Genomic DNA, 17,878 nt, shown 5'->3' with positions numbered 1-17,878 from the left:
CCGCTCAGCAGTCAAGGATGAAGGTGGCGGCCCGCTCGCCGATCAGCACCGCGGGCGCGTTGGTGTTCCCAGTCGTGACCTGGGGCAGCACCGACGCGTCCGCGATCCGCAGGCCGCTCAAACCGTGCACGGCCAGCGTGGGGTCCACAACGGACTGTTCGTCGACGCCCATCCGGCAGGTGCCGACCTGGTGGTGGTACGTGATGGCGGTGCGGCGCACGTACTCCCGCACGTCGTCGCGAGGCCCCGGGTACAGCTCCCGCGCGCCCCACGCCCGCGCCAACGCCGGGGCGCGGCCGATCTCGCGGCACTGTTCCACCGACGCCACCAGGCTCTCGAAGTCCGCGGGCTCGGCCAGGGCGGCGAGATCGATGAGCACTTCGTCGTCGGCCTCCGGCCCGGACAGCCGTAGACTGCCACGGCTACGCGGCGACACCATGCCCGCCATCAGCGAGAAACCGGTCTCCGGTCCGGTCATCCACGACTCGTACATCGGGACACTGAAACAGATCGGCTGTGTGTCAGGCACTGCGAGCCCCGGGTGGCTGCGCCAGAACAAGTGCGTCTGGGTCACCGAGCGACCCGGCGTGGGTGGCTCCACCTCACGGCGATCCGTCGCGAAGATCACCGGTGAGAGCAGGTGGTCGTGCAGGTTCTTCCCGACCCCGGGCAGATCGGCGACGACGTCGATGCCGAGCGCGGCCAGATCCGCGGCCGGGCCGACACCACTGCGCAACAGGATCGCGGGCGAAGCCAGCGCACCCGCCGCGAGCACGACTAAATCCGCGGACAAGTCCCGCACCTCACCGCCGACCGACACAGTCACCCCGGTGGCGCGCGTGCCGTCGAAGCGAATCCGATGGACCAATGCGCCCGTGTGGACGGTCATCCGGTCGGCAACCGGAAGTCCGTAGGCATGCCATGTGTCGCGACGGCGCCCGTCGCGCATCGTGATCCGCTGGACGGACACACCGTCGAGCGTTCCGCTGTTGTAGTCCGGGTTGACCGGCAGGCCGATCTGCACCGCCGCATCCACAATGGACTCCTGGATCGGGTGCAGCGGCTCGTTCGGCACGATGTCCAGCAGGTCCTTCTCGATCCGCTCGAACACCGGCCGGACGTCGGCCCAGGCCCAGCCGGGCAGCTGCCAGCCGTCGTAGTCGGCAGGTGCTCCCCGGACCCAGATCATCGCGTTGAGCGCATGGCAGCCGCCAAGCACCTTGCCCCGTGGCAGGTGCAGCCTGCGATTCGCCGCGTGCGGCTGAGGAACCGTGTAATAGTCCCAATCCTCGGGGCCGTGCCACAGCTCACCGGCACGCGACGGGTCGTGGATGGCGGGATTCGTGTCCTCGCCGCCCGCTTCGAGCAAGGTCACCGCCGCGCCCGCGTCCACCAGCCGCCGGGCGACCACCGAACCGGCCGAGCCCGCACCCACCACGATCACGTCCATGCGTCCAGCGTGGTCCGCGTCACGGGTGGCACGGCGAATCCCTTCGCCTCCAGTCAACCGGCATGCGGGAGCGGACAAGACCTCCGGCCGCCCGGCGGCCGATACTCGCCGCACCACAAGGCCAAGGAAGGATTCGCGATGGCGACACGCCTGTTCGTCGATGGACAGTGGACCGAGGCAGGTGGCGGTGCCCTCCCGACCCATGACCCGGCCACCGGCCAGGTGATCGAGGAGGTCGGCACGGCGTCCCAGGCCGACGTCGACGCCGCCGTCGCGGCTGCCCGCCGGGCCTTGTCCGTGCCCGAGTGGGCCGGGCTCCTGCCGGTCGAGCGCGCCGCGCTGCTGTTCCGGCTGGCCAGGCTCGTCGACGAGCACCACGAGGAGCTGGCCCTGCTGGAGACCCGCGACCAGGGCCAGCCGATCGGCGTGTCCCGGCAGGTGAGTGTCACGGGCGCGGCCGAGCACCTGAGGTACTTCGCGGGCTGGGTGACCAAGCTGCAGGGCACCACCAATCCGGTGTCCTTTCCGGACACCCTGCACTACACGCGCCGCGAGCCGGTCGGGGTGAACGCCCTGATCACGCCGTGGAACTTCCCGTTGATGATCCTCACCTGGAAGCTCGCTCCCGCGCTGGCGACCGGCAACACCGTGGTGATCAAGCCGAGCGAGGTCACGCCGCTGACCAGCATCCGGCTCGTCGAACTGGCACAGGAAGCCGGATTCCCTGCTGGTGTGGTCAATCTCGTCACCGGAGACGGCTCGGTCGGCGCCATGCTCAGCGCGCACCCGGACGTCGATCACGTTTCCTACACCGGGTCCACGGCGGTCGGGAAGCTGATCACCGCGGCCGGCGCGGCGTCCAACCTCAAGCGGCTCACTCTCGAACTGGGCGGGAAGGCGCCGAGCATCATCGCCGCCGACGCGGACATCGACGCGGCGGTGGCGGGCAATCTCGCCGGGGCGACGCTCAACACCGGTCAGGTTTGCGCGGCCTGCACGCGGTTCTACGTCGACCGCAAACGCGAACAGGAGTTCGTCGAGAAGATGGCGCGTGGCCTGGACAGCCTGCGGCTCGGGCCCGGCAGCGACGAAGCCACGCAACTGGGTCCGCTGGTGTCGCAGAAGCACCGTGAGTACGTCGACTCGTTGGTCACGACCGGCGAGGACGAGGGCGCCGAGTTGGTCACCGGTGGGCGTCCGGTCGACGGAGACGGCTTTTTCTACGCTCCGACGCTGTTCGCCGGTGTCACCGACGGTATGGCGATCATGCGCGAGGAGATCTTCGGCCCAGTTCTGGCCGTCACGTCCTACGACGACGAGGACGAGGTGCTCAGCCGCGCGAACGACACGGAGTACGGCCTGGCCGCGACGGTCTGGACCCACGACATCCGTACCGCGCAGCGTTACGCCGACGGGATCCGGGCAGGCGCGGTGTTCGTCAACATGCCTCCGATCCCCGACATGGCCGCGCCGTGGGGCGGCTACAAGGCTTCCGGCTGGGGCCGCGAGATGGGTCCCTGGGCGCTCGACGCCTACACCGAGATCAAGTCCGTGTGGATGCACTACGGCTACTGAGCGTCCACCCGCGCCAGATCGTATATTATTTGTGATATTTTGCCCGTCAGCAGGCAGGAACGGTGTATGACCAGCCCAGTCCCCTTCCCGGAGCGGCCCGGCAAGATCATCGCGCTGCACCTCAACTACCGCTCCCGCGCCGCACAGCGCGGCCGCGTTCCCGATCAGCCGTCGTACTTCCTCAAGCCGCCGACATCGGTCGCGGCGAGCGGCGCCGTGCTCGAACGCCCGGCGGGGACCGAACTGCTCGGGTTCGAAGGCGAGATCGCGCTCATCATCGGCAGGGCGGCCCGCCGCGTCACCCCGGCGGACGGCTGGTCGTACGTCGCCGGAGTCACGGCTGCCAACGACTTCGGCGTCTACGATCTTCGCTACGCCGACAAAGGCAGCAACCTGCGTTCGAAGGGCGGTGACGGGTTCACCCCGATCGGCCCCGAGGTGCTGCCCGCCGCTGACATCGATCCCGCCGCGCTACGGCTACGCACCTGGCTCAACGGCGAACTCGTCCAGCACGACACCACCGCTGATCTGCTGTTCGACTTCGGCAGGCTGGTCGCCGACCTGTCCCAGCTGATCACCCTCGAACCCGGTGACGTCATGCTGACCGGCACCCCGGCGGGCGCCTCGGTCGCCGGTCCCGGTGACGTGATCGAGGTCGAGGTCGACACCGAGGGGCGCACCACCGGCCGCTTGGTCACACCGATCACCCAAGGGACAGTCCCTTTCGGACCGTACGGGGCACTCCCCCGGGTGGACGACCAGCAACGCAGGGACGCGTACGGCAAGGCCGAGCCAGAGTTCACGCTGAACGCGTCACTACGGGAACGGATCGAATCCGTGGGTGTCGCGACGCTTTCCGCGCAGCTGCGCAAACGCGGGTACAACGCGGTGTCGATCGACGGCCTCACCTCGACCCGCCCCGGCGTCCGGCTCACCGGCCGCGCACGAACACTGCGCTACCTGCCGTACCGCGAAGACCTGTTCCGCGAACACGGAAGCGGGTACAACGCACAGAAGCTCGTGATCGACGCACTCGGTCCCGGCGATGTCCTGGTCATGGAGGCCCGTGGGGAACGCGGCACTGGGACGGTCGGCGACATCCTCGCGCTGCGCGCCCAGGTCCAGGGCGCGGCCGGGATCGTGACCGACGGCGGCGTCCGCGACCTCGCCGCCGTGTCCTCATTGGACATTCCGGTCTACCATACCGGGGCGCACCCTGCCGTTCTCGGCCGACGGCACGTGCCCTGGGACATCGACATCGCGATTTCCTGCGGCGGCGCCGCGGTATGCCCAGGTGACGTCATCGTAGGCGATGACGACGGTGTCCTGGTCATTCCGCCGCACCTGATCGAGGAAGTCGTCGGCGCGGCGATCGAACAGGAACGGCAGGAGACGTTCATCGCCGAACAGGTCGCCGCCGGCGAACGCGTCGAAGGGCTGTACCCCATGGACGAGTACTGGCGCGGGAGGTACGCCGAATGGCTCGCGAAGCGGTGAACAACAAGGCGGCGAACAACAAACCGGTGAACAACAAGGCGATGAGCAAGTCACGCATCGCCTACCACTGGATCAAGGTTAGGATCGCCGACGGCACCTTCTCCCCCGGCTACCGGCTCGTGCTCGGCAACCTCGCCCAGGAACTCGGTGTCAGCGTCGTCCCGGTCCGGGAAGCCGTGCGGCTGCTGGAGGCCGAAGGGCTGGTGACCTACGAGCGCAACGTCGGCGCGCACGTCGCGATGGTCGACAACAGCGAGTACCAGCACACGATGGAGACGCTGGCGTTGGTGGAAGGATACGCCGCCTCTCTCGCCGCGCCGTTGTTGTCTGCTGACGCGCTGGCCGAAGCACGCCGTCTGAACGACGAACTCGCCGACTGCCTCGGTGACTTCGAACCGGCGCGGTTCACCGCGCTCAACCACGATTTCCACAGCGTGCTGTTCCGGCCGTGCCCCAACCCGCAGGTGCTTGACCTCGTCCAGCGTTGCTGGAACCGGCTGAGCGGGCTGCGCACGTCGACGTTCAGCTTCGTCCCCGGCCGCGCCCGGCAATCCGTGGCCGAACACGAAACCATCCTCGACCTGCTCACGCGCGGCGCCCCCGCGGCCGAGATCGAACAGGCCGTGCGGGCCCACCGGCTGGCGACCTTGGCGGCGTTCCTCGACCACGAGGCTGCCCGCCACCACTGACCTGGAAGGAAACCCATGCGATTCCGGTCCGACCCCCACGCCATCCGCGGGTCGATCGCACCGCTGATGACGCCGTTCACCGCTGAGGGCGCGGTGGACCACGAAGGGCTCGTCAACCTGGTGCACTGGCAACTCGCGTCCGGCACTCACGGTATCTCGATCGGCGGCTCCACCGGCGAACCCGGCGCCCAGACCGTCGCCGAGCGCGCCGAGGCAATCCGCACGGTGGGCGCGGCGGTCGATGACCGGGTCCCCTTCGTCCCGGGCACCGGCACCGCGAAGCTTGACGAGACACTGGAACTGACCGCTGCCGCTCGTGACGCCGGCGCCGACGCGGTGCTGGTGATCACGCCTTACTACGCGCGGCCGACCCAGGAAGCTCTGTACGTCTGGTATCGCACGGTCGCGACAGAGTTCCCCGAGCTGCCGATCGTCGCCTACAACGTGCCCAGCCGCACCGCCGTCGACATCGCGCCGGAGACGGTCGCACGGCTGTTCCGTTCGTGCGACAACTTCGTCGGCATCAAGGAGACGACGAAGGACTTCGAGCACTTCTCCCGCGTGCTGCACCTGTGCGGGCGGGAACTGCTGGTGTGGTCCGGGATCGAGTTGCTGTGCCTGCCGCTGCTGGCTCTCGGCGGCGCTGGATTCGTCAGTGCGACGGCCAACATCGCGCCTGCCGCCTGCGCCGAGATGTACACCGCGTGGGAGTCGGGTGACCACGAGCGCGCCCGGGAGATCCACTACGGCCTGCATCCCCTGGCCGACCTGTTGTTCGTGGAGACCAACCCGGCGCCGGGCAAGTGGGTCCTGCGGCAGCGCGGGCTGATCGGGTCCGGGCACGTCCGGCCGCCGTTGATCCCGCCGACCGGACCCGGCCTCGCCCGGATCACCGAGCTGATGACCGAAGGCGCGAAGTACCTCAGCCCGGCCGAGGGCTTCACCGTGCGATCCACCGGGGAAGGAAAAGCATGACGACCCGTCACGTTCCGGACGGCCTGCCCGGACGGCTCCAGCACTACATCGGCGGTGAGCTCCTCGACAGTGTCTCGGGCAAGACCTTCGACGTGCTCGCCCCGGCGTCGAACGAGCCGTACGTCACCGCGGCGGCGGGACAGGCCGAGGACGTCGATCGCGCTGTCGCCGCCGCGCGCACCGCGTTCACCGACGGACCGTGGCCACACATGGTTCCGCGCGCCAGGGCCCGGGTGCTGAACAAGATCGCCGACGCGGTCGAGGCCCAGGACGCCAGGCTCGCCGAGCTGGAGACGTTCGACACCGGGCTGCCGATCACCCAGGCGCTCGGCCAGGCTCGGCGCGCCGCGGAGAACTTCCGGTTCTTCGCGGATCTGATCGTGGCGCAGGCCGATGACACCTACGAGGTGCCCGGCGGCCAGGTGAACTACGTGCACCGCAAGCCGGTCGGTGTCGCCGGGCTGATCACGCCGTGGAACACGCCGTTCATGCTGGAGAGCTGGAAGCTGGCACCGGCGCTGGCGTCCGGCTGCACAGTCGTGCTGAAGCCCGCCGAGTTCACGCCGCTGTCGGCGAGCCTGTGGGCGGGCATCTTCGCCGGCGCGGGCGTACCGGACGGGGTCTTCAACCTCGTCAACGGCTTCGGTGAGGAGGCAGGCGACGCGCTCGTCAAGCACCCGGACGTCCCGCTGATCTCGTTCACCGGTGAGACCACGACCGGGCAGACGATCTTCCGCAACTGCGCGGCCGGCCTCAAGGGAATGTCGATGGAGCTGGGCGGCAAGTCCCCGGTGATCGTGTTCGCCGACGCCGATCTGGACGCCGCGCTCGACTCGACACTGTTCGGCGTGTTCTCCCTCAACGGCGAACGTTGTACCGCGGGCAGCCGCATCCTCGTCGAGCGCCCGATCTACGACGAGTTCTGCGAGCGCTACGCGGAGCGGGCGCGCAACATCGTCGTCGGTGACCCCCACGACCCTGCCACCGAAGTCGGCGCCCTCGTGCACCCCGAGCACTACGAGAAGGTGATGAGTTACGTCGAGCTCGGCAAGTCCGAAGGCCGGCTGCTGGCCGGCGGCGGCCGTCCGCCCGGTCTGAGCACCGGAAACTACGTCGCCCCCACGGTTTTCGCCGACGTCGCCCCGGACGCCCGGATCTTCCAGGAGGAGATCTTCGGACCGGTGGTCTCGCTGACCCCGTTCGACACCGAGGCGGAGGCCTTGGCGCTGGCCAACAGCGTCAGGTACGGCCTGGCCGCCTACCTCTGGACGGCCAAGCTGGAGCGCGCCCACACCTTCGCGCAGTCGGTCGAGGCCGGGATGGTCTGGCTGAACTCGCACAACGTCCGGGACCTGCGCACGCCGTTCGGCGGGGTGAAGGCGTCCGGGCTCGGCAAGGAGGGCGGCTACCGCTCGCTCGACTTCTACACCCATCAGCAGGCGATCCACGTCACGCTCGGACCGGTGCACACGCCCCGGTTCGGAACCGTCCAGAAGGGACAGTCATGACCACGAGCCCGCCGGACGTCATCCGCTGCGCCTACGCCGAACTTGTCGTCACTGATCTGCCGGCCTCCCGTGACTTCTACGTCGGCGTGCTCGGGCTCGTGGTGACATACGAGGACGACGAAGCACTGTACCTGCGGGCGTTCGAGGAATACCTGCACCATTCACTGGTGCTGCGCAAGGGCGATCTGCCCGCGCTCGCCGTACTCGCCTACCGTGTCCGGTCGGCGGCGGACCTCGATCTCGCCGAAGCGTACTACGGAGAACTGGGCGTACGCGTGGAACGCCGTGCGGCGGGCGCCACCCGCGGCATTGGAGAGGCCGTACGCGTCGAGGACCCCCTCGGTTTCCCAGTCGAGTTCTTCCACGAGGCCGAGCACGTCGAGCGTTTCACCCAGCGCTACGACGTGCACGGTGCCGGAGCGCTGGCGCGGCTGGACCATTTCAACCTCGACACGCCTGACGTCCCGGCGGCACGGAAGTACTACGAGGGGCTTGGTTTCCGCGTGTCGGAGGACATCCAGGACGACGAAGGCACGGTGTACGCGGCCTGGATGTTCCGCAAGCCGACCGTCCACGACGTCGCCCTCACCGGCGGCGACGGGCCCCGGCTGCACCACATCGCGTTCGCGAGTCACGAGCGCCACCAGATCCTGCACATCTGCGATCACCTCGGCGCACTGCGGAAATCGGGCATGATCGAGCGTGGCCCGGGCCGGCACGGCGTCTCGAACGCGTTCTACCTCTACCTCCGCGATCCCGACGGACACCGCATCGAGCTCTACACCCACGACTACTACACCGGTGACCCGGACAACCCGGTGATCACCTGGGACGTCCACGACAACCAGCGCCGTGACTGGTGGGGCAATCCCGTGGTGCCAAGCTGGTACTCCGAGGCGTCGACCGTGCTCGACCTCGACGGGAAACCACAGCCCCTGATCGCACGCTCAGAGGCCCACGAAGCCGACGTCACGATCGGCGCGGACGGATTCTCCTACACAACGCGGCAGCAGAAGGAGTTCAAACTGGGCGAACAGGTCTGACCGACCGTCAGGACAACCCGAGCACAGCCACCGCGTTGTGCCCGGGAAGAGCGGGAAGGCCTGCGGCTACAACCGAACGATCCGTTCAAGTGCCAGTGCCTTCGCAGCACCGACATGTCCGAACCAGAGCGCGATGAACGATCTCTACCGCGTAAGCACCGACAATGCCGACCGTGTGGATAAGCCGTCACCTGAACGAGCAACCTTTCATTGATGACTGAAACTTTCAGTTCTGTGCTGCTGTGTCGTGTACGAGTCGATCCGATCCTCGCACGGCATTATTCGGGTCGCCTCCGGAGTGGGTAACTTTGAGCTGGAGCGACCACTGTACGACTCCGCAGAGCAGGATCGTGATCTCGGTCGTGAAGGGCTTCAAGTCCAGCTCGGTTGAGCGCATTCGCGCCAGTCGATGAGCGAATTGTGCCTGAGACTCGTGGTGAGCAATGCTGATAAACACGTGCGTCGAACACCGCAGAGCCAGGGTTTATAACGGTGTGGTGTCGGCTGTATCGCCGGGCGTGTTCGGAGCGATGAGCACCATTGTCGGTCAGAGAGGAAGGGACGGCTGTGGTGAACGACGGCGCTGCTCCGAATCCGCAGAGCACTGCGGTCGATCGGGCGGTAAGGCTTTTCGAGTTCCTCGCGCGAAGCCAACAGCTCAAGTCCAATCCGCCTCGCACGACCGACAGCTACGAGTCGGTGCTGTGGTTCGGGCAGTTGCCCGAGCACCCTGCGATTCGACCCGCGCACCACGAGGACGCGCCAGAGCCCGGCAGCGCCTTGCTCACTGTGGAGCGGGTCGCCTACCAGGATCCGCCCGAGCCTGACGCGGAGCTTCGGCTGTGGCTGGCTGGAATATGGGACGACCCGGACACCCCGCCGCGCCTGCGCGAGGAAATCGGTGAAGGAGAGCGGCGCACGGTGCTCATCGACGTGCCCGAGATCCGTGATGCCCATGCGGAGTGGATGGCTCGATGGTCGCTCTGGGCCGAGGGTGAACGGACAGATCGACCGGTTCGGAACGTCTACAATGACCTGTTCTCCGCTTACGTCGCCGCGTCGGGACACTCGGAGGAACTCGAACTGGTGGCTGGTGTCGGATGCCTGTCCTGGGCACCGGCTGCTCACCATGTCGTCCGGCGGCACCTCATCACCGTGCCCGCCGTGATCCACTTCGACGACGACACCGGACGGTTGTCCCTCCACCAGGCGGAGGTCGCGGACGGCTTGAACGTCGAGCTGGACATGCTCGACCCCGGTCGGGTGGCCAATCCGCAACACGTCGTGCAGATCAGGAACGAGGCCCGCGAGCTCGACGTCGCTGTTGTGCACCGCGACGTTGTGGGCGGTGTGGTGCGGCGACTGGTGCACGCCCTTGACGGCGACGCTGCCTACGTCGACGAGGACGACCCGCAGAAGCCAGTGGCGCACGCCGTGGCGGCGTTCGCGCCCGCAGTCATTCTGCGTAGGCGTTCCCGGCAAGGGATCGTCGACATCCTCGATTCGGTCGCAGTGCAGCTCGCCGAGTCCGGCGTCGTCCCGGATGGACTGCTCCCGCTCGTCGATCCCGACCATCGGCCGGCGGCTGAGCGCTCGCCCGAACCGGGCGCACTCGTTGAGGTGGACACCGATCCCTTTCTGCCTTTGCCGGTCAACGATCGGCAGCTGCGAGTCCTCGCGCAGGTCGACGCGAAGGCCCAGACCCTTGTTCAGGGCCCGCCCGGAACGGGTAAGACCCACACCGTCGCCGCTCTGCTGTCCCACCTGCTCGCGCAGGGCAAGCGGGTGCTGGTCACGGCGCACACCGATCGCGCCTTGAAAGAGGTACGGGCGAAACTGCCCGAATCCATCGCACCACTGGCCGTGTCGGTCGTCGGCTCCTCTCGTTCGGACCTGGCGGAGCTCAAGGTCGCCGTCGAGCGGATCAGCCACGTGGCCGGCGAGTATGACGCTGAGGTCGCGCGGCGGGCAGTCGAGGATCATCTCGCGGCGATCGAAGGTCTTCGCCGACGTCGCGCTGGGCTGTACCGCCGGCTAGTCGATGCACGCGGCGAAGAGGTAGCCGAGCACGAGATCGGCGGCTATCGCGGCACGCTCGCCGCCATCGCGCAGCGTGTGGAAGCGGAACAGGACCGCTTCGAGTGGATGACCGGCCTGACTGCTGTGACCGACGTCGGCCCCTCGCCGGTCCCGGCGAGCGACATAGTCGACTGGCATCGAAGCGTCGTGGACGAAGCTCTGAACGCTGACGAGTCCGAGTCGCGGCTCAGGCTGCTGTCTCTCGCGGATGTGCCTGAACCCAACGCGTTCGTCGCTCTGGTGACCGCGGAACGGCAGGCAATTTCCGCGGAAGAGGGACACGGCAGCCTCACACGGCACACGGCGTTCGATGCCGTCCGTCGCCTGGACCAGGCCACTCGAACTGTGCTGCGGCAGCGGCTCAACGGTTTCGCGCGGGAGGCCGAGGACTTGTCCCGGCGGCGCGAGGAGTGGATGAACGACGCACTGTCCGATGTGCTCGCCGGCCGTGCGGCCATCTGGCGGTCGCGCGGGGAGCAGGTCGCCCAGCTCATCGAGCGCGTGGGCCCGCTCGTCGACCGGCTCGGCCCGCTCACCGAGGTGCACGTCGGCAGCGCCGAAGTGGGCACGCTCGTTGCGCTGGCCGGTGCGCTTCGTGCGCACGTCGGCGATGGCGGCAGCCTCAAAACCAACCCGGACGGCTCGCCCAAGCTGGGTGCCTTCACTCCCAAGGCGGTGAAGCAGGCCCAGCCTTTGTTCCAGGCGGTGCGGGTCAACGGCGTTCCGCCCACCAGGGCCGACCAGCTCGACATGTTCATGACGTGGGCCGACGCCACCAGGACGCTGGGCGCGCTGGACAAGGCGTGGCCCGATTCAGTGCGCATTCCCGCAGAGGACACCCTGAGCGAACGGCTGCAGTGGCACGTGACCGAGCTCGCGCAACTGCGCCGTGTGCTGACGCTGGGGGAAGCCCTCGAAGCAGAGGAACGCGGCTTGGCAGGACTCGGACTCCCGCGTCCGAATTGGACTGACCTTGACGCCGTTCAGACCTATGCCCGGCTCGTTGACGCTGCTGCGGCTTCCGACGCACGCACCGCTGCTACCGCGCCGCTTCTGGAGGTCGCGCGGACCATTGCCGATGTGGCGCAGTGGGCGGATGCCGCACCGTGCGTGAAGCAGTTGATGCAAGCTGTCGAAGAGCGGGACCACGAGTCGTACGCGGCCGCCCACCAGAGGCTGGTGCGTCTGACTGAGGTCGCTCGGTTGGCGCGTCGGCGCGATGAGATCGCGGCGGCCCTGGTTCGCTTGCTACCCGGCGTGTATGAGGCCGTGTCCGCCGACCCACATGACCCCAGCTGGATGGAGAGGCTGGCCGATTGGGACGCGACGTGGGCGTGGACCGTGGCACGAGCATGGGTACGCGGGTACCGTGCCGAGGACGTCAACGCCCTCCAGTCTGACGTGCTGCGCACCGAGGAAGAGCTGCGCCGCCGGGTCGAACAGCTTGCGGCAGAACGGGCATGGGGACACGCCGTGGCACCCGAGCGGCTTTCCGGCAAGGCCCGTGCCGACCTGCTCCAGTACGCCCAGCTGGTCAAGCTGCTCGGCAAAGGGACCGGCATCTATGCCGACAAGCGCAGGGCCGACATCAAGGCGGCCATGGACCGCTGCCGCCCGACGGTCCCGGTGTGGATCATGCCCGTGTACCGGATCGCCGAGCAGTTGCGCGTCCAGCCGGACATGTTCGACGTCGTGGTGGTCGACGAGGCTTCGCAGGCGGGTCTGGAAGCGACGTTCCTGCAGTACCTCGCGCCCAAGATCGTGGTCATCGGCGACGACAAGCAGGTCTCGCCCACGGCCGTGGGTATTGACCAGCAGCAGTTGCGTGACCTCGCCGACCAGTACCTGTGGGACGACCCATACCGTGCGTCGTGGCAAGACCCTAAGCGCAGCCTGTTCGACGAGGCGAAGATGCGTTTCGAGGGTATGACCACGCTCATCGAGCACCGGCGCTGCGTGCCCGAGATCATCGGCTTCTCCAACCGGATCGCCTACGAGCCCGACGGCATCCGGCTGGTGCCCGTACGCCAGTACGGCGCGGACCGCCTGGAGCCGATCAAGCCGGTGTTCCTCGACAACGGCTACGAGCGCGGTGTGACCGACAAGGTCAACCCCGTGGAAGCGGACGCCATCGTCGAGCAAATCGAGAAGTGCATCACCGATCCCCGCTACGACGGCCTGACGTTCGGCGTCGTGTCGCTGCTCGGCCGGGCACAGGCCAAGGCGATCGAGAAGCGCCTGCTGGAGCGCATCCCGAAGGAGGAATGGAAAGCACGCGACCTGCGATGCGGCGACTCGGCCGACTTCCAGGGCTCCGAGCGCAACGTGATGTTCCTGTCCATGGTCAAGGCCGCGGAGCCCGGCAAGCGAATCGGCGCGCTGACCCAGGATCTGAACGTCCAACGCTTCAACGTGGCCGCGTCCCGCGCCAAGGACCAGATGTGGGTGTTCCACTCACTGCGCCTGTCCGACCTCGGAAACCCCGAGGACATGCGGTTCCAGTTGCTGGACTACTGCTATGCGGTGTCCGGGCACGTGGGGCACCAGGACGACGCCAGGCACACGGTTGTCCCCGAGGATCGGCGGGTGGAGCCGTTCGACTCGTTGTTCGAGCAGCGGGTGTTCAACAGACTCGTGGACCGCGGGTACAGCGTCATCCCCGAGTACCCGGCCGAGGGCTACCGGATCGACCTGGTGGTAGTGGGCGGCAAGACCAGGCTGGCGGTCGAGTGTGACGGCGACGCGTGGCACGGCCCGGAGGCCTACGAACGCGATCTCGCCCGGCAGCGTGACCTGGAACGGTGCGGCTGGCGGTTCTTCCGTATCCGCGAATCGGAGTTCTACGCCGACCGGCCCGCGGTCCTGGCCCGGCTGTGGACGGCGTTGCACGAATTGGACATCCACCCCTCCGGCTGGGTGCCCGACGCCGAGGTGCCGCGTCCGTCGCCGGCGATCGTTGAGCCCACGCAAGCGACGATCGAGCTTGAGCCGGCGACGTCCGAACCGGCTGCCGAGCGGATAACGCCAGAGCAGACCGTGCCCTCGCAGGTCGTGGTTGAGCCCGTCGTACCGGAGTCCGAGGCACCGGTTGCCGAAGCGGACGCGTCCCTGCCGTTTGTTGTGGCGCACGAAGACGAGTCACCGGCCTTGGTAGCCGAGGAGCGGATGCCACCCGCTTCGGACGCGGTGCTTGCGGAGTACCGGCAGTTCGACGGAACGGTGATCCAGGTTGCTGAAGCGTCACGGCGGGAGTTGCTCGAGGGCTTGATGCGCCTGGTCGAAGCTGAGGGACCCGTGTTGGGGAGCCGGCTGCACACCGCCTACGTCCGCGCTTCGGGCGCGATCAGAGTCACGAAGCCGATCGCGAGCGAGTTGAACAAGGCGATCGCGCAGGCAGTCCGGGAAGGACGGCTCGTTGAAGACAACCCGCTCGGTGAGAGCGGGGTCAAACCGCGCACCTACCGGCTGCCCGAACAACCGGAGGTGCGGACGCGCCACCTGGGACCGCGGTCCTTCGATGAAGTGCCTCCGAAGGAACTGGCGGCCCTGCTCGACCACGTCGCTGAACGGGACGGAAACACCGGCGTCGAGGCGTCGCAGCGCGCTGTGTTGGAACTGCTCGGCTTGAAACGGCTCACCGACAACGTCAAGAACCGCTTCGCCGCAGTCCAGAGCCTCCGATTCTGACGGCGTCAGCCGGAGCGTGCGGCAAGGACCACCAGTAGCGGGCATGGGGTGTTCATCCGCCCCGACCGAACCGTCACTGCGGGCCGGTCACGGCTCACTTGGTTCGTGCGGGTGGCGGTCCAGCGCGGGATGACGTTCGACGCAGAGACCGGTTGCGGCGCTACCTGGAGCACCGCGCCGACACAGGCACTGCTGTCCGGCGGCCGCAGTACGGCCAGGTCGGCCGTCCGGAACTGTTCTCCCGGCCGGCCACATGGCTTCAGGTCCCGTCCAGTTCCCTCCATTTGCGCATGAGCTGGGGGATCTCCTCGCGCAGGAAGGCGAAGAAGCGCTCGGTCTGTGCCAGGCGGGCGCCTACCTCGGTCCGGGTGCCGAAGATCTTCGTGCCTTCGTGGGCGACGTCTTCGAAGCGCCGGTACACGTTGTCGCTCGAGGTCAGCGCTTCGAACCAAGCCAGTTGGTGGACGCCGTAGTGGTCGCGGCGTTGGCCGGGGTCTCGTTCGCGGACCGCCATGCCGGTGCGCAGGAGGTAGTTGATGCCGCCGGAGATGGCTGACGGGCCGACGCCGAGCAGTTCGACGAGCTCGGCGGCGGTGCGCTTGCCGTTGGGGGACAGCAGGAGTGCGGAGAACACGCGGGCGGCCATGCGCGGGTAGCCGGAGTCGGACAGGACCACGGCGAACCGCTCGAGGAAGCGTCGCTCGTCGGAGTCCTGGTTGGTTCCGTCGTTCACGCCTGGTTCTCCCTCCATCTCGGGCAGAGAGCCTAGCGATCGCTCGCGCGGGCCCGCCGCTCACATCGTTCTTGAAGTTCACAAAATTCATGAACTATGTGTAGTGTACCCGTCATGACGAACACGATCTCGGTGTCCGGGCTGGTCAAGACATTTGGCCAGACCAGGGCGCTCGACGGTCTCGACCTGACCGTCCTGACCGGCGAGGTGCACGGTTTCCTCGGCCCGAACGGCGCGGGGAAGTCCACGACCATCCGAGTCCTGCTGGGTCAGTTGCGGGCGGACAGCGGTCAGGCCCGGCTGCTCGGTGGCGACCCATGGGCCGACGCGACGGAGTTGCACCGTCGGCTCGCCTACGTGCCCGGGGACGTGACACTGTGGCCGAACCTGACCGGCGGCGAGGTGATCGACCTGCTCGGCCGGATGCGTGGCGGGATCGACCAGCGGCGCAAAGCCGACCTGCTGGACCGGTTCGAACTGGACCCGCGCAAGAAAGGCGGCACCTACTCCAAGGGCAACCGGCAGAAGGTGGCCCTGGTCGCCGCGTTCGCGTCCAATGTGGAGCTGCTGGTCCTGGACGAGCCCACCTCAGGGCTGGATCCGTTGATGGAGGCGGTGTTCCAGGAGTGCGTCGCTGACGAGCGCCGCCGCGGGCGGACAGTGCTGCTGTCCAGCCACATCCTGTCCGAGGTCGAGGCGCTGTGCGACCGGGTCAGCATCATCCGGCGCGGCCGCACCGTGGAGTCCGGCACGCTCGCCGAGATGCGCCGACTCACCCGCACCACGGTCACGGCCGAGCTGACCGGGGCCATGCCAAGGCTCGGGGATGTGCCTGGGGTGCGTGTTCTCGAAGTGGATGGTCGCCGGGTGCGCTGCCAGGTCGACGGCGACGGGCTGGCCGAGCTGATGCGAGAGCTGGCCGCGGCCGGTGTCCAGAGCCTGGTCAGCCAGCCGCCCACGCTGGAGGAGATGTTCCTGCGCCACTACGGGGACGACCTGCGCGCCGAGCAGGAGGTGGCGGCCCGATGACCACGCTGACCGGCACCGGCGGGCTCGTCCGGTTGATCGTTCGCCGCGACCGGGTGCGGCTCCCGGCGTGGTTCGGCCTTGCCGCGTTGTTCGCGATCGGGGTGCTTGCGTCGGTGCAGGGCACCTATCCGACCGAGGCGGCCCGCCTCGAATTCCTCAGCACCACCAACGGCAACCCGGCGCAGCTGATGATGATCGGCCCGATCTTCGACCCCTCCGCCGCGGGGATCGGTGCCTGGCGGATCCGTGGGCAGGTCGCGCTGCTGCTGTCGCTGGCGAGCCTGCTGCTGATCGTCCGGCACACCAGGGCTGAGGAGGAGTCCGGCCGCAGCGAACTGCTCGGCTCGACCGTGGTGGGCAGACACGCCGCGCTGGCCGCGGCCCTGCTCGTGGCGTTCGCCGCAAACCTGGGCGCGGCCGTCCTGATGACGCTGGGCTTCGCCGCCCAGGGGCTGCCGATCGGCGGGTCGCTGACACTCGCCCTGTCGTTCGCCGCCGCCGGCTGTGTCGCCGCCGCGCTCGCCGCACTGGCGGCGCAACTCACCGCGAGTTCGCGGGCCGCCATCGGTCTCGCTGCCGCGGGCGTGGGTGTCTGCTACGCGATCCGGGCGATCGCCGACGCGGGCGAGACGTCATGGCTGCGGTGGCTGTCCCCCTTCGGCTGGACCCAAGAGATGCGTCCCTTCGCCGGCGACCAGTGGTGGCCGTTGGCGCTCGTCGCCGGACTGGTGGCGTTGCTCGTGGCCGCGGCCTACGCGATCTCCGCGCGCCGCGACCTCGGCGCCGGGATCTTGCCTGCCCGGCTCGGTCCGGCCACCGCGGCTCCCCGGCTGCGGTCCGCGTTGGCCCTGGCCTGGCGGTTGCACCGCGGCCTGCTGATCGCCTGGGCGGTCGCCGTCACCGCGTTCGGCGCTGTGCTCGGCACCACCGCCGACGCCATCACCGACCAAGTCGATGACAGCCAGGCACTGCGTGACTTGATGGCGCAGATAGGCGGCGGCGGTCGTCCGGTGGACAGCTTCTTCGCACTGATCATCTACCTGCTGAGCCAGGTGGTGACGATCTACGCGATCCAGGCGACCCTGCGGCTGCGGGCCGAGGAGCTGTCCACCCGGGCCGACACCGTCCTCAGTGGACCGGTCAGCCGGCTCCGTTGGGCGGGCGGGCATTTGTTCGTGGCCGCGGCGGGCACGGTCATTGTGCTGGCCGGCCTCGGTCTTGGCATGGGCCTGATCTACGGCCTGGCCACCGGCGACGTGGGTGCCGAGTTGCCGCGGCTGCTCGCCGCTGCCGTGGTCCGGGCGCCCTCGATCCTGGTACTGGCCGCCATCGCGGCGGCGTTGTACGGCATCGCACCCCGCTTCGCCGCGCCTGCTGCCTACGCCGTGCTCGGCCTGTGCTTCCTCCTCGAATTCGCTGTGGCCTACGGTGGCGCCAGCGAGAGTCTCATGTGGATTTCCCCGTTCGCGCAGACCCCGGCGCTGCCGAGCGCGGAGTTCGCCGTCGTCCCGTTGCTGTGGTTCGTCGTCGTCGTGGCCGGCCTGGTGACAGCCGGGATGGCTGGTCTCCGTCGCCGTGACCTCGGCTGAGGCGTCTACGACCGTTGGGTGGCG

Annotated in this window: 11 protein-coding genes; 9 read left to right on the top strand and 2 right to left on the bottom strand. The window is 68.3% G+C overall.

Translation table 11 applies throughout. From position 1 onward, the window contains the following. Positions 1-4: 4 nt before the first annotated feature. A complete protein-coding gene (locus GC106_RS39560) occupies positions 5-1,450 on the bottom strand; it encodes a GMC family oxidoreductase (RefSeq protein WP_173141205.1) in 1,446 nt (481 codons plus the stop codon). Between the two features lie 138 nt (positions 1,451-1,588). Between GC106_RS39560 and GC106_RS39555 the strand changes: the two genes are divergently transcribed. The 7 genes from GC106_RS39555 to GC106_RS39525 all read left to right on the top strand — a co-directional run bounded on the left by GC106_RS39555 (position 1,589) and on the right by GC106_RS39525 (position 14,503). Further along, positions 1,589-3,025 (top strand): aldehyde dehydrogenase family protein, encoded by a 1,437-nt coding sequence (locus tag GC106_RS39555; protein WP_173141203.1) that lies wholly within the window; start codon positions 1,589-1,591, stop codon positions 3,023-3,025. 66 nt (positions 3,026-3,091) lie between these two features. Then, positions 3,092-4,522 (top strand): fumarylacetoacetate hydrolase family protein, encoded by a 1,431-nt coding sequence (locus tag GC106_RS39550; RefSeq protein ID WP_173141201.1) that lies wholly within the window; start codon positions 3,092-3,094, stop codon positions 4,520-4,522. Then, complete coding sequence (locus GC106_RS39545) at positions 4,504-5,211, top strand: GntR family transcriptional regulator (protein ID WP_173141199.1); 708 nt, start codon at positions 4,504-4,506, stop codon at positions 5,209-5,211. The genes GC106_RS39550 and GC106_RS39545 overlap by 19 nt, the downstream gene beginning before the upstream one ends. A gap of 15 nt (positions 5,212-5,226) precedes the next feature. Continuing rightward, positions 5,227-6,186, top strand: coding sequence for a 4-hydroxy-tetrahydrodipicolinate synthase (dapA, locus tag GC106_RS39540; RefSeq protein ID WP_173141197.1), 960 nt, complete (start codon positions 5,227-5,229; stop codon positions 6,184-6,186). Then, a complete protein-coding gene (gene hpaE / locus GC106_RS39535) occupies positions 6,183-7,694 on the top strand; it encodes a 5-carboxymethyl-2-hydroxymuconate semialdehyde dehydrogenase (RefSeq protein WP_173141195.1) in 1,512 nt (503 codons plus the stop codon). Before dapA ends, hpaE begins: the two co-directional genes overlap by 4 nt. After that, the gene (gene hpaD / locus GC106_RS39530; protein WP_173141193.1) at positions 7,691-8,737 is read left to right on the top strand and encodes a 3,4-dihydroxyphenylacetate 2,3-dioxygenase; all 1,047 of its coding nucleotides are present in this window, start codon (positions 7,691-7,693) and stop codon (positions 8,735-8,737) included. The genes hpaE and hpaD overlap by 4 nt, the downstream gene beginning before the upstream one ends. Positions 8,738-9,307: 570 nt before the next feature. Continuing rightward, the gene (locus GC106_RS39525) at positions 9,308-14,503 is read left to right on the top strand and encodes a PDDEXK-like endonuclease domain-containing protein (RefSeq protein WP_173141191.1); all 5,196 of its coding nucleotides are present in this window, start codon (positions 9,308-9,310) and stop codon (positions 14,501-14,503) included. A gap of 259 nt (positions 14,504-14,762) precedes the next feature. Here the strand turns inward: GC106_RS39525 and GC106_RS39520 are convergent, their stop codons facing one another. Then, entirely contained in the window at positions 14,763-15,236 is a 474-nt protein-coding gene (locus GC106_RS39520; RefSeq protein WP_312873244.1) for a GbsR/MarR family transcriptional regulator, read from the bottom strand. Between the two features lie 114 nt (positions 15,237-15,350). Between GC106_RS39520 and GC106_RS39515 the strand changes: the two genes are divergently transcribed. Both GC106_RS39515 and GC106_RS39510 read left to right on the top strand, forming a co-directional pair. Next, positions 15,351-16,265 carry an ABC transporter ATP-binding protein gene (locus tag GC106_RS39515; RefSeq protein ID WP_173141187.1) on the top strand — a complete coding sequence of 305 codons (915 nt, stop codon included), beginning with the start codon at positions 15,351-15,353 and terminating at the stop codon, positions 16,263-16,265. Continuing rightward, positions 16,262-17,854: an ABC transporter permease gene (locus tag GC106_RS39510; RefSeq protein WP_173141185.1), complete on the top strand. Its 1,593-nt coding sequence runs from the start codon at positions 16,262-16,264 to the stop codon at positions 17,852-17,854. The genes GC106_RS39515 and GC106_RS39510 overlap by 4 nt, the downstream gene beginning before the upstream one ends. The last annotated feature ends 24 nt before the right edge of the window (positions 17,855-17,878 follow it).

This window comes from Kibdelosporangium persicum, from assembly GCF_013280595.1.
In the GTDB taxonomy this organism is placed as follows: Bacteria; Actinomycetota; Actinomycetes; order Mycobacteriales; family Pseudonocardiaceae; genus Kibdelosporangium; species Kibdelosporangium persicum.
This window is presented reverse-complemented; position numbering and strand designations above follow the sequence as displayed.